This is a genomic window from Aestuariivirga sp. (genome assembly GCF_044238155.1).
GTDB lineage: Bacteria > Pseudomonadota > Alphaproteobacteria > Rhizobiales > Aestuariivirgaceae > Aestuariivirga.
In genome coordinates this window covers 1-22,911 of sequence record NZ_JBIIDX010000036.1, presented here as the reverse complement: position 1 = coordinate 22,911, position 22,911 = coordinate 1, and the positions used below count along the sequence as shown (strand labels likewise).

Here is a 22,911-nt window from a genome sequence, read left to right as displayed (position 1 = left end):
CCAACGATGATCGGATGAAGCAGGTGGCTGCGAACTATTTCTCTGCCAACAACATGCTCAGCCCGAATCTGGTGCTCGTGGTCGAGCCGCCGCAGTTTAGCTATGACAGAGGTAACAACGACCTGATTGTTTCGGTTCCGGCAAGGCTCGAGACAACCTTCCTGAAGATCGTCGACATAAACGAGATCAGGTTCACTGTGTCCTCGAAGGTGGCCCGCCCGCAATGGGGACCGCTCGAACTGGCGCTGGTTCTGGACCGGACTTGGTCGATGAATGAAAGGCTGGACGGCACGCCAAAATATCAGACGCTGCAGACGGCGGCCACGAAGCTTGTCGAAAGCGTGATGGACAATCCGAACGCGTCGGTGGGGGTGGTGCCGTTCGCCACCTATCTGCGCGTTGCTGGCAACAATCCGGTGACCAATCTGCCCTATGTCGATGAGGCCTGGCTGAAAAAGCCCAATCTGAGGCCGACACCGACATCGGTCTGCAATTACAGATGGAAAAGCAATTGCACGACGCCAAGTTATGCATGTGAAAAGGATGGCGTTGCGTCCACCTGCCAGGGTCCTGAAACCTGCACGTCTTACGGGCCGATCGACTGCAGTTCCACTATGATGACGCTGTATTACAACGGATGTTTCATGTCGCGCACGGCGAGTCTGACGTCGATTGCCAATCCGACCAATCCCAAATACTATGGACTCCACGGTTCCTGTCAGCAGACGCCGATCCTCGACCTCACCAACAAGGCTGATTTCGGAGGTTCAGGTCGGTCGTTGGTCAAGAGCCGGATTGCCGAGATGGTGCCCGTTAACGACGACCTTGTGCAGGACACCTATATCGGAGGTGGCCTGGAATTTGGCTGGCACATGCTGGAACCGGGCCAGCCTCTGGAGAAAACCACCTCTGCAGCGCAGGCGAGCCGGCTCGGCCTCAAAAAGGTTATCGTGCTGATGACGGATGGCGCAAATACCGTGGTTCCGAGCGGTGATGGTTATTGGGATTTTGACATACCGAATGACTATCGCAATCCGAAGCCGACTGAACGGGCCAACACGGCCACGCAAACCCTGTGTACCAACATCAAGAATGCGGGGATCGAGATCTTCACTGTTGCCTTCTCGGTGAACAGCCCGCAAACCGAACAGTTGCTCAGGGACTGTGCCAGTGCGCCCAGCTATTTCTTTTCCGCCAGGTCCAGTTCCGACCTTCTCCGGGCTTTCGAGCGCATTGGGGCCTCGCTGCAGGCGCTGCGGGTGAAACAGTAAAGTGAACTGGTCTGGCCGCGACGCCCGTGACGTGACACCAAACAGGGCCCTCCAGCGGGCTGACTCGTGAGTTGGCCAGGAGATCTCTTCTCCCGCTGGGAAGGACCTGGACCTCATTCCGTTTCAGCTCATCTTGCGCTTCATGTCATTCACAAATCAACGGAGGCTTGCGAGAGAACGGCAAAAAACGGGCCGTTGAGCGCGCCGCACACGCGGGGAAGCCGCGATGTATTTAGCGAACCAACGTCAAGTTGTTGCTGCAACAGGTGGCCACAAATCCATGTCCCATCAATGCTTGCTGTTCTGAACACTCAAGTTCCCGATCTGACTCCTGAAATCGCATCGTGTGACACGAGAGATGCATCGAGCCGAGGGGTTCAAGCCTATTGAGACGGTCGGGCAGGCGCGGTTGCAATTACGGCCGCAGTTTTGTGATTGTCTTGAAGGTCACCGCTGGCGTGCCCCTGACGTGGCGCGCGCCTACCGCGCCCGCTTGGTCTCGGGGCCAGCCACAGGTCGGGTTTCTCGCTGTGTCGGCAGCGCTCGGGCCCTTGGTGAATGCTTGACGCGCATCGGAACCATGTAACAGGCCCTGAGCCGGGCAAGCGCGCTTTGCTAACTGCGCGCGGGGTCGATCATGGTCAACTTCTTTGATTGCAATTTTTGATTGCGTTACTAAACGTCAAGAAACCTTGCTGGTTAAAATGCCTGAAACCCATGTTGCATCGGGGCCATCGGCCTGTACAACGAAACATTCAATATGCTACTATTAAGAGCAATTTACGATTTCATCAGGATGTTTAACTTCAGCGTGTACTCACTCTGGGCAGAACGGAGCGGCGCGGTCGCTGCCACCGTGGCGGTGTTTGCAGCCGTGTTGGCGGTGAGTGCGGCCGTCGCGGTTGATATGGCGCGCGCCTATCAGACCAGGCTTGTGTTGCAGCAGAGTGTTGATCAGGCCGCCCTTGCGGCCGCGGCCGTTGCCTTCAAGGCAGATGTGGGCGGGCCGCCGGATCAGTCTCGGATGGTTGAGGTGGTGGAGGCCTATCTCGCCTCGGAAGCCCGGCTGGGTAGCGGAGAGGTGGAGATCGGTGAGCCGCAAGTGGACCTGATGGCATCACCGCAGAATGAGGTCACCGTATCGGTCACGGCGCAGATGGCCACCACCTTCCTGCGCTTCGCCGATATTTACAGGATCAATTTCGCTGTCAGCGCGAAAGCAAAGCGTCCGGAGCCGACGGACATCGAACTCGTGCTGGTGCTGGACGGCACCGAGGCCATGGCGCAGAGCCTGAATGGCATCGAGAAGGGCGAGACGGTCGCGGCTTCGGCCATGGCGCTTGCGCGGCACGTGCTGGCGCGCAAGGGCAACAAGGTTGGCATTGTGCCCTATGGCTCGTGGATCAATGTCGGAACCACGGGTGAGGGGCTCAAGTCGCTCCAGTCGCAGTCCTGGCTTGAACTGACGGACGCCGCACCCAATTCCTGCGGCCCCAAGGCCGATCCGCTGTGCAGCCGGGCGCACAGCTTCAATGGCTGCGTCGGCGCAAGGCGTGATCTGCAGGATACGATAGAGAGCCCCACCAATCCGCGATATCCAGGCCTTGTGGGTCAGGCCGGCGATCAGTGCCCCGCGCCACGCCTGACCGACCTGACCGGTGCGCCGGGATCCGTCCTCGCCGGCCTTGGCTATATGCAGAGCGGATCTTCGGCAACCAAGCATGGCAGCCGAGCGCCCGGCAGCTTCATGCCGGGCGGCCTGGTCTGGGGTTGGAACATGCTGGATCCCGACATACCGCTGACGCGCGCAGCGAGCCCGGGTGAAGGCGCTGCCAAGGTGCTCGTGCTGGTCAGTGGCGGGCCCAACACCGTGAGGCCCGAGGGCAGCGGCTTCGTTGCACAGAGTCCGGCAGAGGATGCCGACCGGCTAACGGAAAGCCTGTGCACCAACATCAAGAAGGCCGGCATCTCCATCTATACGGTCGCCTTCGGGATCGAAGACGGTAACACCAATTCGATCCTCAAGGCCTGCGCGAGCAACCCGCAGCAATATTTCAGCGCGGACAGCAACGAGGCTCTTGGCGAGGCCATGACCCGGATCAGCATCAACATCGGCGAACTCCGCCTCGCGGCTGCAACGACCAACTGAGCCTGATCGGATATCACGCCAGCCTGTCTTGCGGGCCGCAAGATGAGATCATGTCCAAGTAAAGTTGAAGCAATTGAATCAATTCAATTTACAATCCCTAGATGTTTTTATCAGATAATGTTGTCCGTTGCAGACGGAGGACGCAAACCGGTGATCGGACCTGGCATGGCAAGGCTGTGGGCAGACCGGGGTGGGGCTGTGGCCATTATTGTTGCCGTCGTCGGCATGGTCCTCGTGCTGACGGCCGGCGTCGTCTTCGACATCGCCCGCACAGTGAGGATCAAGCAGGCGCTGCAGCAGGACATTGACCGTGCGGCTATGTCGGCTGCTGCCGTCGCCTATGCCGAACGGCCGGGCGAGGCCCCAAATGAAGCTGCGATGTCTGCTGCCATGCGCCGCTATCTTGGCGATGTAAACGAGCGCGTTCCGGGTATCGCTGCGCTGGCTGCCCCTCGGATTACCTACAATCGCAAGCCGCGCGATGATGTGACCGTCACGATGGACGCCGACATTGAGACGGCTTTCCTCAAGATTCTCAACATCGATGAGATCCCGGTTGAGGTCGAGGCAACGGCAAAGCGGCCAGAGCCCGGACCGTTGGAGCTTGCCCTGGTGCTGGATCGCACGTGGTCGATGTCGGCCATGCTGGGCGGCGTTCAGAAGAGCGTCACGCTCCGCAATGCAGCCACCATGCTGGTGGACCGTTTGATGACCACCGACAACGCCAAGGTCGGCGTGGTGCCCTTCTCCACCTGGATCAATGTCGAGCAAAGCCTGTGGACCCAGTCATGGCTCTCGGTGCCGGCCACCCAGACCTCGTCTTGGACGAGTTGCAGCTATCCGAATGCAAAGGGCTGCATTACCCCGTCTTTTCAATCCACTTGCATAACTGATGGACTTTCCATGCCGTGTACTCGGTGGGGTACGACGACCTGCACCTCTTGGGGCGACAAGGTGTGCAAGACCTATACGTCGATCAGCAGCTTTGGCGGCTGTCTCGGCGTGCGAAGCAGTAAACGCGACACAATCATTGATCCGACGAATCCAAAATATCCCGGCATATTGGGGACATGCGCGCAGACGCCGATCCTCGATCTGACGTCCAGATCGGACCTCGGTGGCAGGGGCGTCGGCGAGGTCAAGACCCGAATCAGCCAACTTACTCCTGTGCTGAACGGTCAAGTGACCGAGACCTTCATTCCTGGCGGCCTGGTCTGGGGATGGAACATGCTGACATCGGAAATGCCGCTCACCAGGGCTTCGACGCCGGCCGAGGCCAAGGCGCGGGGGATCAGCAAGGTCCTCGTCCTGATGACGGATGGTGACAATACGGTCCGGCCATCGGGGGCGAGCTTTGTCGGACAAAGCCCGCCCACCGAGGCAGATGCCCTGACCGAAAATCTCTGCCGCAACATCAAGGCGGATGGAATCCTCATCTTCACGGTAGCCTTCACGGTGGACAACGCAAGAACCCAGACCATGCTGAGGAATTGCGCCAGCAGACCCGACTATTTCTACCTCGCCAACAACAGTCTGGAGCTGGAGAGCGCCTTCAATCAGATTGGCACCTCGCTCACGCGGCTTCGGCTGATCAACTGACAGGTTCTTGCGGCCTGATCTGGCGAAGAGCCTCCCCTGTGGCGATGGCAGCAGCCAGTGCCACGTTCAGGGAGCGCAGCCCTGGCTGCATGGGAATGGTCAATCGGGCCTCCACCTCGGCATGAACCGATTCGGGTACGCCCGAACTTTCCCGGCCCATCAGGATCACGTCTCCGGGCCGGAAGGCAAAACTCCAGACAGGCAGGCTTGACCGGGTGGTCATCAGCACCGAGCGCCGCCCGGCGGTGGCCTGCCGAAAGGTGGCCCAGGACGCCTCTCGGATCAGGCTTGCGCGGTCCAGATAGTCCATGCCGGCGCGTCTGAACTGGGCCTCGCTCATGACGAATCCCGCAGGTTCGATGATCCGGCAGGTCAGCCCGAAACAGGCGCACATCCGCAGGATTGTGGCGGCGTTGGGGGCAATGTCGGGCTGGTAGAGGGCTACGTCGATCATGCTGTCACCTGTCCGGGACCGGGTGCGCCCGGGCCGGAATTGCCTGCGAACTGCGACACTTGATGGCTAGACTTCTGGCAGGCGCAATGCCAAAAGGTCGCCGATTTGAGCGCCGGGTGACGCCCGCCTGCAGCTTAGGCTCTGGTGGTCCCGGCTACAAAAGGGAAGAACAGACGTGTCCACAGCGGAACATGCGGAAACCAACCGCCGCGACTTTCTCTACATCGCGACCGGCGCCGTGGGCGCGGTCGGCGCAGCCCTGACGGCCTGGCCTTTCATCAACCAGATGAACCCGGACGCCTCGGTGCTGGCGCTGGCCTCGGTTGAGGTTGATCTTGCCCCGATCGCCGAAGGTCAGGAAATCACCATCAAATGGCGTGGCAACCCGGTGTTCGTGCGCCACCGCCTGGCCGCTGAAATCGAAGCAGCCAAGGCGGTGCCGATGTCGGACCTTATCGATCCTCTGGCGCGCAATGCCAACCTGCCCGATGGTGATCAGGCCACTGACGTCAACCGTGTGGTGGGCGGGAAGGAACAGTTCCTCGTCATGATGGGTGTGTGCACCCACCTCGGCTGCGTACCGCTGCCCAACCAGGGCGACTATGCAGTGGTTGAGGGAAGTGAGAAGCATGGTGGCTGGTTCTGCCCCTGCCACGGCTCGCACTACGACACGGCCGGCCGCATCCGGAAGGGGCCCGCGCCGCAGAACCTTGCCATTCCGCAGTATTCGTATCTCTCCGACGCCAAGATACGCATCGGCTAAGAAGGAACATCCTCCATGAGCGGACATTCCAATTACGTACCAACGTCGGCCTTCGGAAAGTGGTTCCATGAGCGGTTGCCAATCATGGATCTGGTGCGCGGCCAGGCGCTGGATTTCCCGACGCCGAGGAACCTCAATTATTTCTGGACCTTCGGCGGCATCCTCGCGGTCATGCTGGTGGTGCAGATCATCACCGGCGTGGTGCTGGTGATGCACTATACCCCGCATGTGGATTACGCCTTTGCGTCGGTCGAACACATCATGCGCGATGTCAACTCGGGCTGGATGATCCGCTACATGCACGCCAACGGCGCGTCGATGTTCTTCATCGCCGTCTACATCCATATCTTCCGCGGCATGTACTACGGCTCCTACAAGGCGCCGCGCGAAGTGCTGTGGATGATCGGTGTACTGATTTATCTGGTGATGATGGCCACTGCCTTCATGGGCTATGTGCTTCCCTGGGGCCAGATGAGCTTCTGGGGCGCCAAGGTCATCACCAATCTGTTCTCGGCCATTCCTTTCGTTGGCGACTCGATCACCACGCTGCTGTGGGGCGGCTATTCGGTCGACAATCCGACGCTCAACCGCTTCTTCTCGCTTCACTACCTGTTGCCCTTCGTGCTCGCCGGCCTTGTGGTGCTGCACATCTGGGCCCTGCATGTGCCGGGCAACAATAATCCGACAGGCGTATCGGTGAAGGGTTCGCAGGACACGCTGCCGTTCCACCCCTACTACACGATGAAGGACGCCTTCGCGATCGTGGTCTTCTTCATGTTCTATGCCGCCTGGGTGTTCTTCGCGCCCAATTATCTGGGCCATGCGATCAACTATCAGGAGGCCAATCCGCTGGTCACGCCGGCGCACATCGTGCCCGAATGGTACTATTTGCCATTCTATGCAATCCTGCGCGCTGTGCCTGACAAGCTGGGCGGCGTCATAGCGATGTTCGGCTCGATCCTGATCCTGTTTGCGCTGCCGTGGCTCGACACCTCGAAGGTGCGTTCGGGCAATTACCGGCCGTTGTTCAAGGGCTTTTTCTGGATCTTCGCCATCGTCTGCGTGGCGCTGGGCTATCTCGGATCGAAGCCTGCTGAAGGTCTCTATGTGGTATTCTCGCGCATCCTGACCGTGTATTACTTCGCGCACTTCCTGGTGATCCTGCCGCTGCTCGGCCTGCTCGAAAGCCCGAAGCCGCTGCCATCATCCATCTCTGATGCCGTGTTGGCCAAGAAACGACCGGCCACGGCTGCCGTGCCTGCCGAGTGATCTGAGGAGAATTGACATGAAATTGCTCAAGACACTCGCCATCGCGGCCGCCGGCATTGCCCTGTCCCTCGGTGCTGCGCAGGCTGCGGAAGGCCAGAAGCCCGCCAAGGATGTCAGCTTCAGTTTTGAGGGCCCTTTTGGCACGTTTGACCGCGGGCAGTTGCAGCGCGGATATAAAGTTTACAAGGAAGTTTGTGCAGCCTGCCATTCCATGCACTACGTCTCTTTCCGAAATCTGTCTCAGCCTGGCGGGCCGGAGTTTTCGGAAGGGCAGGTGAAGGCGCTTGCAGCGGAGTATACCGTGCAGGACGGCCCCAACCAGGATGGCGAGATGTATGATCGGCCAGGGCTGCCCTCTGATCGCTTCCCGTCGCCGTTCCCGAACGAGCAGGCCGCCCGTGCTGCCAATGGCGGGGCCTACCCCTCCGACCTTTCCCTCATCACCAAGTATCGCCCGGGCTGGTATGGCACGTTCAACCAGCTGGTGAACGGTATCGGCGGCCCGCAATATGTCTATTCTGTTCTGACCGGCTACGTGCCGGACGAGGAACTCTCGGAAGAACTCAAGAAGGAGCAGCCGGAGGGCAAACTCTACAATCCCTATTTCGCCAATGGCCACTGGATCGGCATGCCGCAGCCGCTCACGGATGACCAGGTCACCTATGATGACGGCACGCCCGCGACGGTGGACCAGATGGCCAAGGACGTATCCGCCTTCCTTGCCTGGTCGGCAGAGCCCAAGATGGAAGAGCGCAAGAGCACCGGATTCATGGTGATGATCTATCTCGGCATCCTCGCGCTCATGCTTTACCTCGTGAAGACCAGGATCTGGGCCAAGGCTCACTGATCTTCGAGGTCATGTCTGAAGATGCAAGGCCCGGAGCTTGCTCCGGGCCTTTCTGCTGGAGCAAGGACCGACCTGATCGGATCGCGCCTCCGCAGGAATTTTGCGGTGTGGCCAGGAGAATGGCGAGAAGCGGGCTGGTGGCCCGGTCAAATAATCCGACTTCGCCACGGCGCAAAAGGCCCCGGTCCTTCGGGTTCGGTGGCGGCGAGCGTTTGGTTCGCAGCACGCCTCACGAGTAAGCCCCACTCCTCGTTTCAGGCCGGTCCTGCCGGTCCGCACCGCCGCGGCCGAACGGTGCTGTTTCAATCAGATCGGCTTTCGCTCTAGACCTTTTGTTTCATGTGTTTCCTGGCGCAGTCTCCCGCGGACTGCGCGGCGCGGCATCAGTCGGGCGTTTCCACTGCGCGCTGATAGACCCGCTTCATGAAGGGATGTGACATCAGGCGTCGCTGCTCGGCCGCGTCAAAGGCTGCATGCTTGCGATCGCAGGCGGCACTTACCCTGTCCCAGAGCTGGGCCGCCTTGCGGTCAACGTCCTTGCATGACTTGGCAGAGATCATCCTCACCTTGCGCTCAAGATCGGCAGCGCAGTCCAGCCAGATGCGCCGGTGAGTGTCCTCGTGCTCCTTCAGGAATACGGAGAAACGCTTCCACAGGCGCCGGTCGTCCGGCGGCAGAACCGTTTCGTTCTTGATGCGCGGCAGCTTCATGACGAAGTCGAGCCTGAGGCGATAGTCGACGATCCGGCAGGCTGAGCCCTGCTGCAGCTTGCTCTCCCGGGTGGTAACGGCCGAGGTCGAAGCATAGGCCTTGGCGCCCTTCACCCTGGGACCGCGCCTGAGCATGGCGCGGTAAATGGCTTCGGCCGTGTCACCACTCACCGTGTAGTAGCTGTAGCGCAAGGTCTCGACCGGTTTTGCTTCTGCTGCGGCAGCAAGACCAAGCGCCACGGCGGTCAGCAGGGCAGGCGCGATTGCTCGGCTCATTGGCGCTCGTCTCATGGTGGAACTATCAGGCAGGGAAGGTGGGCAAATCAAGCCCCGCCCCAGGCGAAGACCCCTCTTGCTCTTGGCGCATAGGTACAGCATAATTCTCAGCGTTCGGACGTAACGACAATGGAATGAAGGACTCCCTTCTCATGCGCCAGAACGGCACAGTGAAGTTTTTCAACCAGGCCAAGGGCTATGGGTTCATCTCGCCGGATGATGGCGGCAAGGATGTGTTCGTGCACATCACGGCTGTTCAGCGCTCTGGAATTCCCGAGCTCTCGGAGAACATGAAGATCAGCTTCGAGATACAGCCTGACAAGAAGGGCCGCGGCCCCCAGGCTGTCAACCTGCAGATCGCCTGACCGTTGTGGCCGGCCATCTTGGCCGGTTCAGATGCCACGATTGCTCTTGACGTCCGGATGACTTAGCCGGAATACCCGGACTCGCAATGAAACGTGCGCTCGTCTTCCAGCACATGGACCACGACCATCCGGGCCGCTTCCTCGATTTCTTCGCCGAGGACGGGATCATCCCGGAGCCGGTCCGCTTGTTTGCTGGCCAGGAGATTCCCACTCTTGCGCCTTATGATTTCCTGTTCGTGCTGGGTGGAGCGCAGGATACCTGGCAGGAGGATATCTACCCGTGGCTTGCGGCGGAGAAACAGGCCATACGCGAGTGGGTCGTGGACCGCGCTCGTCCCTACTTTGGTGTCTGCCTCGGCCACCAGTTGCTCGCAACTGCGCTTGGTGGCGAGGTCGCCCCTGCAAGGCATGCGGAGGTAGGCGTGTTCGACGTGATGCTGAGCGGCGACGCTGGCCGTCATCGGCTCATGCAGGGGCTTGAGGCGCGCCACAAGGTCATGCAGTGGCACATGGCCGAAGTGACCCGCGTGCCGGACGCGGCCAAGGTACTGGCCTTCTCCGAGCGTGTGGCCGTGCAGGCACTCGGCGTTGGCGACCACGCGGTGAGCACACAGTTTCACTGCGAGTTCACACCTCAGACAGTGGCGGGCTGGTCTTCGCTGCCAAGTTACGTGGCGGGTCTCGAGAAGCATATGGGCGAGGGGGCCTATCCGCGGCTCATGCGGGAGTCCTACCCCCTGATGCCTGAGATGGCGCGCATGACGCGCAGGATCTACGACAACCTGATGACGGCGACGGGGCTGCGGCGCTCGCTGTGACCCTTCAGTGTTGAAAACTCACATCTAGACCAGCGCCTCCCGGGTGAGCCAGAAGACCTCGCCCTCCGACTCTTCGGTATCGAGCCACAGGAAGTCAAGGTGCGGATAGTCGTCCACCAGCCGCTCGCGCCCGGTGCCCACTTCACACAGAAGCCCGCCGCCCGGGTTCAGGTGATCGGCAGCCTGGTCGAGAATGCGGCGCACGATCGCAAGTCCATCTTCGCCCCCGAGATGCGCCATCACCGGTTCATGACCATGTTCGGGCGGAAAGGCCTCGACCTCCGCTGCCGCAACATAGGGAGGATTGCAGATGATCAGGTCGTAGCTTCGCTCCTCCAGCGGAGCGAAGAGATCGCCATGCATGAGGTTGATCCGGTCTGAGAGGCCATGCATGCGGACGTTGATGTCCGCCACTGCAAGGGCATCCTCCGACAGATCCGCAGCGTCGATTTCCGCGGCTGGAAACAGCCCTGCCGCGATGATGGCAAGGCAGCCGGAACCGGTGCACAGGTCCAGAACACTCTCGACCGAAGCCGGATCGGTGATCAGGGGCGTGTCCTCTCCGCCAAAGATGCCAGCGAACATGAGTTCGCCCAGATACGAGCGTGGCACGATCACCCGCTCATCGACATGGAAGGGGATGCCGTGGATATAGGCACGTTGCACCAGATAGGCAGCTGGCATGCGGGTTTCGATGCGCCGCCGGATGATGTCGGCGAGTGCTATGCGTTCGCCGTCTAGCAGGCGGGCATCCAGCCAGGGGTTGATATCGTCAACCGGCAGGTTCAGCGTCTCCAGGATCAGGAATGCCGCCTCATCCAGCGCGGAGCTGGTGCCGTGACCATGGACGACATTGGCCGCTCGAAAGCTCGAGAGTGCAAAGCGCAGGAAGTCACGAACGGTCGAAAGCTGGTTGGCCGCGGCGCTAAATGCTGGCTGCCCGTCTGGCATGGCGTCTGTCCCTGGTAGCAAAGATGGCCTGAATCACGATCGCCCCCACAATCACCGCCCCACCGATGAAAGTCCAGATGGGCGGGAGTTCGCTACTCACCAGCCATGCCCACAGTGGTGAGAGGACCGGTTCGACCAGCGCGATGAGCGAGAGTTGGGCTGCGGGCACGCTGCGCGAGCCGATGGTGAACAGGACGAGCCCCAATGTGAGCTGGATAGCCCCCATCAGAACCGTTGCCCCGAGGTTCCACCAGCCGATCGAGAACTGCTCGAGGCCATGCACCTCGCGCACACCGGTGGGCAGCAGGATGACGAGGCCGCTGACAAGGATCAGGTAGATGGCGTTCCAGATGAGCGCCACCGACATGTCGGTCTTCTGGCCCCAGCGGAGCAGCACCGCATAGCAGGAAAAGCAGAAGGCCGAATAGATCGCCAGCAGTGTGCCCGTGATCGCTCCGCCTCCGCGGTTGCCATAGAAAATGATCGCCATTCCCGTCAGCGCCACAACCATGGCGATCCAGGTTATCGGCGGGATCCGCTCGCGGAGTATCCACAAGCCAAGGATGGCAGAGAGAAACGGCGCAATGCCCACCATGAAGATGGCCTCGGCAACGGTCGTGTAGAACAGAGATGCAACGAAGGTGAGGCCCGCGGTGCCGACCGCGATGCCTGCGATCACGGCGCAGAGGCCAGCCTCCTGCATCCGCCAAAACAGCGTCGTCCGGAAGCGAAGGCCCAGCCAGGCGCACATGCAGACCAGAACGATGACCGAGCGGTAGAAGATGATCTGCCAGACATCGATATCCTCTGTGAGCCGGACGAGTGCGCCGCCAAGACTCCAGCAGGCCGCACCAGCCGCCACGAACAGCACGCCTGCGCCATAGCTGAACGTACGGGAAGTCATCGGCCGGCCCTTCGGCCAGCGGAACTGGTGCTGGCGGCCGCAGCCACGACAAAAACCAGAAAAACCGCCGCCATGCTGAAGGGTAGCCCATCCGGACCGAGGCCGGCAATGGACCAGCCGGCCAGCAGAGACCCCGCCAGAGCGCCGAGCCCCCACATGGTCGAAAAGGCGGCCGTGCCGGTTACCAGTTCATGGCCCGAGAAGCGTTCGCCCAGTTCGGCCAGCGCCACCGTGTAGATGCCAGCAGCCGTGGCGCCCATCACGGTGAGCACCGGCCAGAGCGCCCAGCTTCCGAAGACGAAGGGCACGAGCAGCGAGCACACGCCGCTCAGCGCGCCGCAGCAGGCCATGACCGGGCGTTTCGGCAGGTGATCGGCGCACCAGCCTATCGGAAATTGCAGGACCGTGTTGCCGATGATGAAGGCGGTGAGGGCCATTGCCGCCATCTCCTGGTCGAAGCCCTTCTTCACTGCGTAGACCGGAAGGAAACTGAGATTGGCCGCATCGAGAATACCGAACATGCCGACGGCAAAGAGCAGGATCGGCGCCTTGCGCGCAAAGCCAAGGACGGAGAGCGGCGCCTCATCCTCGCTGTCCACCTCTTCGTCCCTGACGAACAGAATGGGAATCATGGCGACCAGCAACACGGCCGCACCGGCAAGGAAGGGCAATGCGCCCTCGATGCCGGTGAGGCTGATGATGGCCGGGCCGCCACCGAAACTGAGGGCGAGGATCGAGGTGTAAAGCGCCAGAATGCGTGACCGCCACGGCCCCCGCGCAAATCGCACGATCCAGGCCTCGCTGATCGCAAACAGGATGGATACGAAGAAGCCCTGCAACAGGCGCAGAATGAACCAGCCCCAGAAAATGGGCATGAACGGATAGCAGAGGATGACCGCTGCGGTGAGCAGGGCGGCGCCGATCACGGCCCGCTTGGCGCCAAAGCGCCGAACCGCGACCGGGATGACGAACACCGAGAGCACAATGCCGATCGGGTGCATGGCGGCGTTGTAGCCAATCCACTGCGAGGGCACGCCGCGGCTCTCCATGATGAGGGAGAGCAGCGGAAACATCAGTCCGAAGGTGAAGCCAAAGACCGTGATGGCGGCCGTCGCCGCGAGCAGGTTGATGAGGCGCTGCCTATCCAACCGGCGACTCCCGTACCAGCCTTCCGCCGCTCATGAGAAGGCCAGCCAGCAGCAGGACATAGAAGGCGGCAAGCGTGATGGGCATTGCCTCAATGCCAAACAGGTCGATGGCGACCCCGGCGATCGGCGGCCCGATCAGGCCGCCGACTCCCCACATGGCGGCAATCGCCGCCGCACCGGCAATCAGATCGGCGCCGGAGAACCGGTCGCCCATGGTGGCCAGCGCCACCACATAGACCCCGAAGGCCGAGCCGGTGAGCAGCATCATCGCCGGCCAGGCGATCCAGTGTGTGATGATGAAGAGAAGGCTGATCGAAAGCAGGATGGTGAGTCCGGCACTCACCAGCATGACACCGCGGCGTGACCAGTGATCGGCCAGCCAGCCGATCGGATAGAACATCAGCACATTGCCGATGATGCCGAAGCCCAGCAGCAGGCTCGCGGTTTCAAGGCTGAGGCCATTGCGCATGCCATAGATGGTGAAGAAGGAGATCAGCACATTGTCGAACAGTGTCGCCGCCGCCACAGCGAACAGCAGCATGGGCGCGCGGCGCATGAAGCCGAAGAAGCTGCCGCCAGCCTCGTTGCGGAAGTCATCGTCATTGACCTGAACGAAGACCAGGGGCAGGGCGCTGATCAGGATGCAGGCAATGCCGATGCCCCAGGGGAGAAAGCCATCGAGTCCCGTCCACGGCAGGATCAGCGGACCGGCCGCGAAGGTGACCGACAAGAGGGAACTGTAGAGCCCCATGATGCGGCCGCGGTTCTCGCGGCTGGCGAAGGTCAGCACCCAGGCCTCGCTGATCGTGAACAGGGCGCTCGTGGCGAGCCCGAAGATGAAGCGAAGCGGAAACCACATCCAGAACGGGGCCACGCTGATTGCCGCGAGGCTGGCGAGCAGTACGAAGATCAGCACGAAGGAGGCCCGCTTGGTTCCGAAGCTGCCGAGGATCTTCGGCAGGAACGGCCCTGCCATCAGAATGCCGATCGGACCCATGGCCACATTGAGGCCAATGGCCCAGGCGGGCCAGCCTTCGCGCTCGAGGAGAAGTGGCATCAGTTGCAGCGTGAGGCCGAAGGCAATGTCGCATGCCCCGACCGCTGCGAAGGCGGCGACGAGGTTTCCGGCGCGGGATGGGGAACTGGTCGTCATCGGTCGGGCTGTGATCCTGCTCACACAGGCTGTAGACGGCGCCGTGCTCCGGGGCAAGGCAGTTGCGCCGCTGCAGCTTGGCCGCTATGCAGCGGCGCCATGGCCCAGCTTCAAGCAATCATCATTCCCGTCACTCCGTTCCGGCAGAATTGCTCGCTGATCTTTGACAAGGCGAGCAAGCAGGGCGCCGTGGTCGATCCCGGAGGAGATGTTGCGGCCATCGAGAAGGCGATCGCGGAGAGCGGCGTCAGGGTGGAGAAGATCCTGCTCACCCACGGCCACATCGACCACGCGGGCGGCGCTGCAGAGCTGCGCGAGCTGCTGGGCGTGCCAATCGAAGGCCCGCACCGCGAGGACCTGTTCCTGCTCGAGAAGCTCGATGAGTCAGGCGCTGGCTATGGCATGATGGAGGCGCGGCCCGTAACGCCCGACCGCTGGCTTGCAGAGGGCGATGAGGTTACGGTCGGCGACCTGCGCTTCGCGATCCACGAGACGCCGGGTCACACGCCTGGCTCGGTGAGCTTCTTCAACGGCGAGAACCGCTTTGCCCTGGTGGGCGATGTCTTGTTCCAGGGCTCCATCGGGCGTACGGATTTTCCGCGCGGTGACCATGCCACGCTGTTGCGCTCGATCCGGGAAAAGTTGTTTCCGCTCGGCGATGACGTGGTCTGCCTGCCCGGCCACGGCCAGCCCTGCCGCATCGGCGAGGAGCGCCGCAGCAACCCGTTCCTGATCTAGACCTTCATCTCCACCAGGCGGGACTTGGCGGCGAAATAGGCATCTCCCGTGTTGCGGAACACACCACACTCGGGCGGGTTCTTGCCGAACACCTCGCAATACTCCGTGCCATTGGCCGTCCACTTGCCGATTCCGCCGCCCTTCACGTCATCCTGATAGCTGAAGCTGCCATCGGCGTTGTAGGTGATGAAGCCGTTACCGTCCGCGCGGGTGTACTGGAAGGTCTTGCCGGAGATTGCGGCGCGGATCTGCTCGGCGTTGAAGTCGGTGATCGGCACGGGTGTCTTGTCGGTGGTGGCCGAGGTTCCACCATTGGTGATGCGCACGCCTTGTGGCCCGGTGTTGCAGGCGGCAAGGCCCGCGGCCGCCGCGCAAATGATCAGTGTACGAATGAAATGGCCCATCACGTCAGTCAAGTCCCTCATGCCCTGTGCCTGCATGTGCCACAGGCGGCACAAGGCTTCAAGCCGTCTGCGTTCACCGCGCCTCACCCGCCCTGAGAGGGGCGCACGATGACCGGCGTGCCGACGATCACATTGTCGAAGAGTTCGGCCACATCCTGGTTCAGCATGCGGATGCAGCCCGACGACATGGCCTTGCCGATCGACTGTGGCTCATTGGTGCCGTGGATGCGGTAGAGCGTGTCCTCGCCATTGTCATAGAGGTAAAGGGCACGCGCGCCGAGCGGATTGTCCGGGCCGCCGGGCTGGCCATTGGCCCAGGGCCTGGCGCGCGGATCCCGCGCCACCATGTCGGCGGGCGGCACCCAGCGCGGCCAGCGCCGCTTCATGCCGACCTGCGCCGCACCTGCCCATTCGAAACCCGATCGGCCCACGCCGACGCCATAGCGAACCGCGCTGCCATAGGCCAGGACGTGGTAGAGAAAGCGCTCGTCGGGATCGACCACCAGGGTTCCGGGCTCCTCTGGCCCGTCGAACTCCACCATCTGGCGGCGGAAGCGCTTCTTGATGCGGCGCGGCGGAATCTCCTCGATCGGAAAGTCGATGGGGCTTTCGGGCGGCGGCAGCAGGGCGGGGTCGAAGGACTGCTCCTCGCCGGGCAGCGCGCCGCCGAAGGGGTCCTGCTCCTCAGGCAGGCCCTGCGCGGCAGCGGCCCGCGCGCCAAGGCCCAGCGCCAGGCTGCAGAACAGAAAGCGGCGGCGTGACACGCCCTTCATGAAAATGTTCCCCCGGAGTCGCAACTTGTCCGGACCAGCCTATCGGGCCTCGCCGCGGCATCACTTTGAACAGGCTGTGGCGCAAATGTGGCCTGCGCCGAGCCCTTTACGATGCGAGGCTGAAGACCGCCTTGCCCGCCTGATAGGTGCCGGGCGTGGGCCCGGGCGCGAAGGAGTAGCAGCTCATCGGCACACCGCCTGGCAGCCAGGGCGGCGAGGGGTCGAAGCTCTCGCAGAGCTGGCCGTCCTTGGTCATCCACTTGCCCTTGGTGGTGCCCTTGCCGTCGACCTCGACCAGCGAGGTGCCATCTTCGGCATAGAGCGTCACGCCGGTGTTGTTGGGGCCCTGGAAGCGCCAGCTCTTTCCCGCCAGTATTGTGCGGATCTCGGCGGCGCTGAGGCCCTTGGGGGCAGTCTCGACGGGGGTCTCGCTGCCCGGCATCGACGAGCAACCCGCCAGCAGCAAGCTCACCAGCGCCATGGCCGCCAGACTGCGGCGACCCTTTGTCTCGAGGCCCATCGGCTCTCCCCCTGCATGCCCTTACCCGGGCTTCATTACACAATCATTGCCTGCGGCGGAAGCCGACAGTGCAACGCCCTGATAGAGCAGGAAAAACGGGGCAGGAATGGGGCAGCGCCGGGAGCCGGGCGAGGCGAAAAGAGAGAATTCTTAGACCTTGACTTTATTCCTAATTTCTGTCAAGAAAGCCGCTCGTGCACGGGCCTGCTGCTGATTGACATTGTGAAGATTTTTTGGGGGGCGTCTGGCCCACTCTCAAGGGGCGAGAGGGCATGGCTCCCATCCCGCGGGGGGTGGCGTGTCCGGCCGGGCTTGGCGGAGCGACAAGGAGCGCGATGAATTTTCCCCTCCCTTTCGCGAAGCACAAGATAAGCGCCCTTGGCTGAAGCTGGGAAAGAGGCCACAGGGGTCCTTCGGGGGCTGCGGCTTGTTTTTTGCTCATCATGCTCGGACTTGATCCGGGCATCCTCCTTGCGGCCACGAAAGAGGACCCCCGGGTCAAGCATGGGGGTGATGAGAGGGAAGAGCGCGGAAACACTGGGCGCGGCTGGTGTGCCTCTTTAGCAAAGCGGGCGAGGGCGATGGCTGACTTCGGTGCCGCCCTACCTCTTCTTCCCTCGGTACGCCCTGGTGCCAGGCTTGCCCGCCTTTGAACTTGCGCGGCGTTCGCCCTTGGGCTGCGGCCAGCTGGCGGTGGCGTCCTTGATGTTGGACTGGCGCACCGTGGGATCGTCGATCACCGCGAGCTCCACCGCTTTCAGCCGCTTCACCTCGTCGCGAAGCCGCGCGGCTTCCTCGAATTCCAGATTGGCGGCGGCCTCGCGCATCTTCTTCTCGAGATCGGCCAGCACCTTCTCAAGATTGTGGCCGATGAGCGGGGCGCCGTCCTCCAGCAGACCGGCGTCGGCGCGCACATGGTCCTGCTCGTAGACGCTCTTCAGGATGTCGCCGATGTTCTTCTTAACCGACTGCGGGGTGATGCCGTTGGCGCTGTTGTAGGCAGTCTGCTTGGCGCGGCGGCGATCGGTCTCGGCGATCGCCCGCTCCATCGAACCGGTGATCTGGTCGGCATAGAGGATCACCCGGCCATCGACGTTGCGCGCGGCGCGGCCGATGGTCTGGATCAGCGAGGTCTCGGAGCGCAGGAAGCCTTCCTTGTCGGCATCCAGAATGGCCACCAGCGCGCATTCCGGAATGTCCAGCCCCTCGCGCAGGAGGTTGATGCCGACCAGCACGTCAAAGGCGCCGAGCCTGAGATCGCGGATGATCTCGATGCGCTCCAGCGTGTCGATGTCGGAATGCATGTAGCGCACCCGGATGCCCTGCTCATGCATGTATTCGGTGAGATCCTCGGCCATGCGCTTGGTGAGGGTGGTGACCAGCGCGCGATAGCCTTTCAGAGCAACGGCGCGGCATTCGGCGACGAGATCGTCGACCTGGTCCTTGACCGGGCGGATGTCCACCGGCGGATCGATGAGGCCGGTCGGCCGGATCACCTGCTCGGCGAAGACGCCGCCGGTCTGGTTCATCTCCCATTTGCCGGGCGTGGCCGACACGCAGACGGTCTGCGGCCGCATCGCGTCCCATTCCTCGAAGCGGAGTGGCCGGTTGTCGATGCAGGAGGGGAGCCGGAAGCCGTATTCGGCCAGCGTGGCCTTGCGGTTGAAGTCGCCCCTGAACATGCCACCGATCTGCGGGATGGTGACGTGGCTTTCATCGACGAAGACCAGCGCGTTGTCGGGCAGATATTCGAAGAGCGTGGGCGGCGGCTCGCCCGGCTTGCGGCCCGTAAGGTAGCGCGAATAATTCTCGATGCCCGCACAGGAGCCAGTGGCCATCATCATCTCGATGTCGAACATGGTGCGCTGTTCCAGCCGCTGCGCTTCCAGAAGGCGGCCTGCCGCGTTGAACTCGCCGAGCCTGATGCGCAGGTCGTTCTTGATGCGCGAGACGGCCTGTTCCAGCGTCGGCTTCGGCGTGACGTAATGCGAGTTGGAATAGACCTTGATCTGCTCGAGTTCGGCCATTTTCTGGCCGGTGAGCGGATCGAATTCGGAAATCTGCTCGATCTCGTCGCCGAACATCGAGAGACGCCAGGCGCGGTCCTCGAAATGCGAGGGGAAGAGCTCGATCGTGTCGCCGCGCACCCGAAAGGCGCCGCGCACGAAGTTCTGGTCGTTGCGGCGGTAATGCAGCGCAACCAGATCGGCCAGCAGCTGGCGCTGGGCAATGCGCTGGCCCTTCTGCAGCGCGAAGGCCATGGCGGAATAGGTCTCGACGTCGCCGATGCCGTAGATGCAGGAGACGGAGGCCACCACCACGACGTCGTCGCGCTCGAGCAGCGAGCGCGTGGCCGAATGGCGCATGCGGTCGATCTGCTCGTTGATGGCCGATTCCTTCTCGATGTAGGTGTCGCTGCGTGGCACATAGGCCTCGGGCGTGTAGTAGTCGTAATAGGAGACGAAATACTCCACCGCATTGTTGGGAAAGAAGCTCTGGAACTCGCCATAGAGCTGGGCGGCCAGCGTCTTGTTGGGCGCGAGGATGAGCGCCGGGCGCTGGGTGGCCTCGATCACCTTGGCCATGGTGAAGGTCTTGCCCGAGCCGGTGACGCCGAGCAGCACCTGGTCGCGCTCGGCGGTGTCAACGCCTGCCACCAGTTCGGCGATGGCCTGCGGCTGGTCGCCGCGCGGCTCGAATTCGGAGACGATCTCGAGGCGCCGCCCGCCTGCCATCTTGGGTGGCTTCGGCGGCTTGACCGGGGTGAATTCGGCGAGCGGCACGAAGTCAGGCCGCAGCGGCCCAAGCCCGCCGGTGAAGGCTTCGGCGGAGCCGTCGATGAGCGGCTGCGGGGCTTCCGCGAAGCCGCCGTCCTGGCGTGAGTGTCCCATGATCGGATCAATATAGGCGCGTGGCCGCTTCAGGCCAAGCGCGCCGCCCGCAGGCTTGCCATGTGCGTCAGCAGTGCCAGCAGGCTGGCCGCCGCCATGAACCAGAACACCGCGAAGGGCCAGCCATCCTGCAACGAACCCACCAGCTGCGATGCCAGAGCGCCACAACTCATCTGGGTGAAGCCCGACCAGCCGGCCGCCGCGCCGGTAAGCCGCACGTCGACGCTGATCGCGCCCGCCGTGCCATTGGGAATCGTCAGGCCATTGCCGAGCGCGGCGATGCACATCGGAAGAAACAGCGTGGCAGGCGTCAGCAGGCCGCTGATCGCCGCGGCAAAGCACAGCAGGCCGCCCGCCAGGGTGATGATGCAGCCGGCAAGGATCATGCGGTCGAGCCCGATCCTGCGCGTGTAGCGCCCCGACAGGAAATTGCCCGCCATGTAGCCGGCCGAGACGCAGACGAACCACAGGCCATATTCCATCGGGCTGCGGCCCAGCACATCGATCATCACATGCGGCGCGCCGCCCAGAAAGGCGAAGAATACCGCCGAGGTGAAAGCCAGCACCAGCGTGTAGCCGCGGAAGCGCGGCAGGCGGAACAGCCGCGCCGCGCCTTCGATCAGGTTCAGGCCGGCGCCGGTGCGGTTGAGGTGTGTCTCGGGCAAATAGACCGAGGCTGCGAGCAGCACCAGCCCGCCCAGCCCGGCCAGCAGCCAGAAGCCCATGCGCCAGCCAAACTCCGTGTCGATGTAGCCGCCGAGCGCGGGTGCGACCATGGGCGCCACCACGAAGGCCATGGTGATGTAGGAGATGACGCTGGCCGAGGTCTCGCGATCATAGACGTCGCGCACCATGGCGCGGGCCAGCACGATGCCTGCCGAGCCGCCCACCGCCTGGGCAAGCCGCGCCACGATGAGCACGTGAATGCTCGGCGCGAGCGCTGCCGCGAGGCTGGCGGCCACGAACAGCGCCATGCCGAACAGCAGCATCGGCCGCCGTCCCACCCGGTCGGAGATCGGACCATAGACCAGCTGGCAGGCGGCCATGCCCGCCAGATAGAGCGTGAGAGTGAGTTGCACCACGCCATAGCTGACGCCGAACTCGCTCTGAAGCCCCGGAAGCGAGGGCATGAAGATGTTGAGCGCCAGCGGCCCCACGGCGCTGACCGCCACCAGGATGGCATAGGAGGGGCGGGGCGGGGCAATCGCGACAGACATGGTCCTTCCTAGCCGCTGGCGGGCCCGCGCGATAGCCAAATGCGGGAGACTCAGGCATGAGTCGGACGCATGAAACAGATTGTTCGCGCCGTGCTTGCCCTGTCCGTCCTAGTCGCGCCGGCCGCGGCGGAAGCCCCGCCTCAGCCGCTGAACGCCACCGACACGACGCGCTGCACCTGGCTCTGGCGGAGCGGCGGCGGCCTGGGGCTATGGACCGAACAGTGCCGCTTCGAGACTGGCCTTTGGGAAGTGCTTTACGACGCGGCGGCGGACCGTTTCGTGCTCCGCGTCGACGGTGGCGAGCACTTCACGGTGCTGCAGCAGTTCCGCAATCCCGGCGGCGCCCCGGCGATCCTACCGGAACTCAAGGCCAGAGGTCTGGTGACCGACGATGCCGAATGCGTGATGGCTCCGGTGTCAGACCAGCCAGCGCCGCCCGGCTGGAGCGCTTTCCAGGTGCTGCCCACCGGGGCGCGCAAGGCGGCGTTTGATGCCCAGGTTCAGCAGGAAATTCCGGATCCGCCCTGCGGCCTGCTCGGCCATTCGGTCAGTTCCATCGGCTTCTTCATGGTCCGCGCCGACCGGCCGGACCGTGTGCTCTATGTGAATCTCGGGCAGGACGGCTCGCAGATCGCAATCGACTCGGTCACCTTCACAGACTGAACCGCAGGGTTTCCGCCATGACCTCGCTCACCTCCCCTTACGTGCTTCCCATATTGCTGCTGCTGGCCTCCAACGTGTTCATGACCTTTGCCTGGTATGGCCACCTCAATTACACCAGCAAGCCCCTGTGGATGGCGGTGATGGCCAGCTGGAGCATCGCCTTCTTCGAATACTGGCTGGCGGTTCCCGCCAACCGCATCGGCTATCAGGTGTATTCGGCGGCCGAGCTGAAGACCATGCAGGAGGTGATCACCTTCGCGGTGTTCTCGGTGTTCTCGGTCATGTATCTGAAACAGGCGATCACCATGAACCACCTGATCGGCTTCGCGCTGATCGCGGCCGGCGCCTTTTTCGTGTTCCGCTCATGAACTACCGCCACGCCTATCATGCCGGGAACCACGCCGACGTGCTGAAGCACGTGGCACTGGCCCGCCTCATCGAACACATGAAGAAGAAGGACAAGCCGTTCCGGGTGATCGACGCGCATGCCGGGGTTGGCCTCTATGATCTCGCCGGCATCGAGGCTGGCAAGACGGGCGAGTGGGAAGGCGGCATCGGCAAGCTTGCCCCTCCCTTTGCGCCGGAGGTCGAAGCGCTGCTCGCACCCTACCGCGCAGCGCTCGCGTCGCTCAATCCGCAGGGCGGCCTTCGTTTCTATCCGGGCTCTCCGGAACTGGCGTTGCGGCTGATGCGCGACTACGACCGGCTCATCGCCAACGAGCTGCATCCGGACGATGCCGCGGCGCTTGAGCGCGAGCTGCTGCGTGAGCCACGCGCCGAGGTGACCAGACTGGATGCGGAAACCTGTCTCAAGGCCAAGCTGCCGCCGCCGGAACGGCGCGGGCTGATCCTGATCGATCCGCCCTATGAGGCAGCCGACGAGTCGAGCAAGGCTGTGCGCATGCTGGCTCAGGGCCTCCGCCGCTTTGCCCAGGGCGTTTACATGCTGTGGTATCCGCTCAAGGCGGGTGCGGTGGCGGATACGGTCATCGCAGGTGCGACGGGGCTCGGCGTGCCGGCAACGTTGC

Annotated in this window: 23 protein-coding genes; 12 read left to right on the top strand and 11 right to left on the bottom strand. The window is 62.8% G+C overall.

Going from position 1 to position 22,911, the window contains the following annotated elements; all coding sequences use genetic code 11:
• The 3 genes from ACILRN_RS05630 to ACILRN_RS05620 form a co-directional block, all read left to right on the top strand.
• Positions 1-1,271: VWA domain-containing protein (locus tag ACILRN_RS05630; RefSeq protein ID WP_395686354.1), on the top strand; the 1,271-nt coding region annotated here is incomplete at its 5' end.
• An 811-nt stretch (positions 1,272-2,082) separates the two neighbouring features.
• Positions 2,083-3,420 (top strand): hypothetical protein, encoded by a 1,338-nt coding sequence (locus tag ACILRN_RS05625; protein ID WP_395686353.1) that lies wholly within the window; start codon positions 2,083-2,085, stop codon positions 3,418-3,420.
• A 150-nt stretch (positions 3,421-3,570) separates the two neighbouring features.
• Positions 3,571-5,019 (top strand): VWA domain-containing protein, encoded by a 1,449-nt coding sequence (locus ACILRN_RS05620; RefSeq protein WP_395686351.1) that lies wholly within the window; start codon positions 3,571-3,573, stop codon positions 5,017-5,019.
• Here ACILRN_RS05620 and ACILRN_RS05615 read toward each other — a convergent pair.
• The gene (locus ACILRN_RS05615; protein WP_395686349.1) at positions 5,012-5,473 is read right to left on the bottom strand and encodes a tRNA (cytidine(34)-2'-O)-methyltransferase; all 462 of its coding nucleotides are present in this window, start codon (positions 5,471-5,473) and stop codon (positions 5,012-5,014) included. The genes ACILRN_RS05620 and ACILRN_RS05615 overlap by 8 nt on opposite strands.
• Before the next feature lie 175 nt (positions 5,474-5,648).
• Here ACILRN_RS05615 and petA point away from each other — a divergent pair, with 175 nt between their 5' ends.
• Genes petA through ACILRN_RS05600 form a run of 3 tightly spaced genes read left to right on the top strand, consistent with a single transcriptional unit; the run spans position 5,649 to position 8,352 of the window.
• Positions 5,649-6,236 (top strand): ubiquinol-cytochrome c reductase iron-sulfur subunit, encoded by a 588-nt coding sequence (gene petA, locus ACILRN_RS05610; protein ID WP_395686347.1) that lies wholly within the window; start codon positions 5,649-5,651, stop codon positions 6,234-6,236.
• Between the two features lie 15 nt (positions 6,237-6,251).
• A complete protein-coding gene (locus ACILRN_RS05605) occupies positions 6,252-7,505 on the top strand; it encodes a cytochrome bc complex cytochrome b subunit (protein WP_395686346.1) in 1,254 nt (417 codons plus the stop codon).
• Between the two features lie 16 nt (positions 7,506-7,521).
• On the top strand, positions 7,522-8,352 hold the full coding sequence (locus ACILRN_RS05600) for a cytochrome c1 (protein ID WP_395686345.1): 831 nt from the start codon (positions 7,522-7,524) through the stop codon (positions 8,350-8,352).
• Between the two features lie 383 nt (positions 8,353-8,735).
• Here ACILRN_RS05600 and ACILRN_RS05595 read toward each other — a convergent pair whose 3' ends face one another.
• Entirely contained in the window at positions 8,736-9,338 is a 603-nt protein-coding gene (locus tag ACILRN_RS05595; protein WP_395686343.1) for a DUF922 domain-containing protein, read from the bottom strand.
• A 152-nt stretch (positions 9,339-9,490) separates the two neighbouring features.
• On the opposite strand from ACILRN_RS05595, the gene ACILRN_RS05590 reads away from it, so the two are divergent.
• A complete protein-coding gene (locus tag ACILRN_RS05590) occupies positions 9,491-9,703 on the top strand; it encodes a cold-shock protein (protein ID WP_395686357.1) in 213 nt (70 codons plus the stop codon).
• An 86-nt stretch (positions 9,704-9,789) separates the two neighbouring features.
• Positions 9,790-10,521 carry a type 1 glutamine amidotransferase gene (locus ACILRN_RS05585; RefSeq protein ID WP_395686341.1) on the top strand — a complete coding sequence of 244 codons (732 nt, stop codon included), beginning with the start codon at positions 9,790-9,792 and terminating at the stop codon, positions 10,519-10,521.
• A 24-nt stretch (positions 10,522-10,545) separates the two neighbouring features.
• Here the strand turns inward: ACILRN_RS05585 and prmB are convergent, their stop codons facing one another.
• From prmB to ACILRN_RS05565, 4 genes are read right to left on the bottom strand one after another with little or no spacing between them, the layout of a single operon-like run.
• The gene (gene prmB / locus ACILRN_RS05580; RefSeq protein ID WP_395686339.1) at positions 10,546-11,472 is read right to left on the bottom strand and encodes a 50S ribosomal protein L3 N(5)-glutamine methyltransferase; all 927 of its coding nucleotides are present in this window, start codon (positions 11,470-11,472) and stop codon (positions 10,546-10,548) included.
• Positions 11,447-12,376, bottom strand: coding sequence for a DMT family transporter (locus ACILRN_RS05575; RefSeq protein WP_395686338.1), 930 nt, complete (start codon positions 12,374-12,376; stop codon positions 11,447-11,449). The genes prmB and ACILRN_RS05575 overlap by 26 nt, the downstream gene beginning before the upstream one ends.
• Positions 12,373-13,524: an MFS transporter gene (locus ACILRN_RS05570; protein WP_395686337.1), complete on the bottom strand. Its 1,152-nt coding sequence runs from the start codon at positions 13,522-13,524 to the stop codon at positions 12,373-12,375. The genes ACILRN_RS05575 and ACILRN_RS05570 overlap by 4 nt, the downstream gene beginning before the upstream one ends.
• On the bottom strand, positions 13,517-14,677 hold the full coding sequence (locus ACILRN_RS05565; RefSeq protein ID WP_395686335.1) for an MFS transporter: 1,161 nt from the start codon (positions 14,675-14,677) through the stop codon (positions 13,517-13,519). Before ACILRN_RS05565 ends, ACILRN_RS05570 begins: the two co-directional genes overlap by 8 nt.
• Positions 14,678-14,776: 99 nt before the next feature.
• Between ACILRN_RS05565 and ACILRN_RS05560 the strand changes: the two genes are divergently transcribed.
• Positions 14,777-15,415: an MBL fold metallo-hydrolase gene (locus tag ACILRN_RS05560; protein WP_395686333.1), complete on the top strand. Its 639-nt coding sequence runs from the start codon at positions 14,777-14,779 to the stop codon at positions 15,413-15,415.
• Here the strand turns inward: ACILRN_RS05560 and ACILRN_RS05555 are convergent.
• The 5 genes from ACILRN_RS05555 to ACILRN_RS05535 form a co-directional block, all read right to left on the bottom strand.
• Positions 15,412-15,840, bottom strand: coding sequence for a hypothetical protein (locus tag ACILRN_RS05555; protein ID WP_395686332.1), 429 nt, complete (start codon positions 15,838-15,840; stop codon positions 15,412-15,414). The genes ACILRN_RS05560 and ACILRN_RS05555 overlap by 4 nt on opposite strands.
• 62 nt (positions 15,841-15,902) lie before the next feature.
• Positions 15,903-16,592, bottom strand: a complete 690-nt coding sequence (locus tag ACILRN_RS05550; RefSeq protein ID WP_395686330.1) for a L,D-transpeptidase — start codon at positions 16,590-16,592, stop codon at positions 15,903-15,905.
• Positions 16,593-16,698: 106 nt separating this feature from the next.
• Entirely contained in the window at positions 16,699-17,112 is a 414-nt protein-coding gene (locus ACILRN_RS05545) for a DUF995 domain-containing protein (protein ID WP_395686328.1), read from the bottom strand.
• Positions 17,113-17,714: 602 nt separating this feature from the next.
• Entirely contained in the window at positions 17,715-20,003 is a 2,289-nt protein-coding gene (gene uvrB / locus ACILRN_RS05540; RefSeq protein WP_395686356.1) for an excinuclease ABC subunit UvrB, read from the bottom strand.
• A gap of 29 nt (positions 20,004-20,032) precedes the next feature.
• Positions 20,033-21,220, bottom strand: a complete 1,188-nt coding sequence (locus ACILRN_RS05535; RefSeq protein ID WP_395686326.1) for a multidrug effflux MFS transporter — start codon at positions 21,218-21,220, stop codon at positions 20,033-20,035.
• Between the two features lie 69 nt (positions 21,221-21,289).
• Here ACILRN_RS05535 and ACILRN_RS05530 point away from each other — a divergent pair, with 69 nt between their 5' ends.
• The 3 genes from ACILRN_RS05530 to ACILRN_RS05520 all read left to right on the top strand — a co-directional run.
• Positions 21,290-21,883 (top strand): hypothetical protein, encoded by a 594-nt coding sequence (locus tag ACILRN_RS05530; protein ID WP_395686325.1) that lies wholly within the window; start codon positions 21,290-21,292, stop codon positions 21,881-21,883.
• Between the two features lie 17 nt (positions 21,884-21,900).
• Positions 21,901-22,251 carry a DMT family protein gene (locus ACILRN_RS05525; protein ID WP_395686323.1) on the top strand — a complete coding sequence of 117 codons (351 nt, stop codon included), beginning with the start codon at positions 21,901-21,903 and terminating at the stop codon, positions 22,249-22,251.
• Positions 22,248-22,911 (top strand): 23S rRNA (adenine(2030)-N(6))-methyltransferase RlmJ (locus ACILRN_RS05520; protein WP_395686321.1); only part of this gene is annotated, 664 nt, incomplete at its 3' end. The genes ACILRN_RS05525 and ACILRN_RS05520, both read left to right, overlap by 4 nt.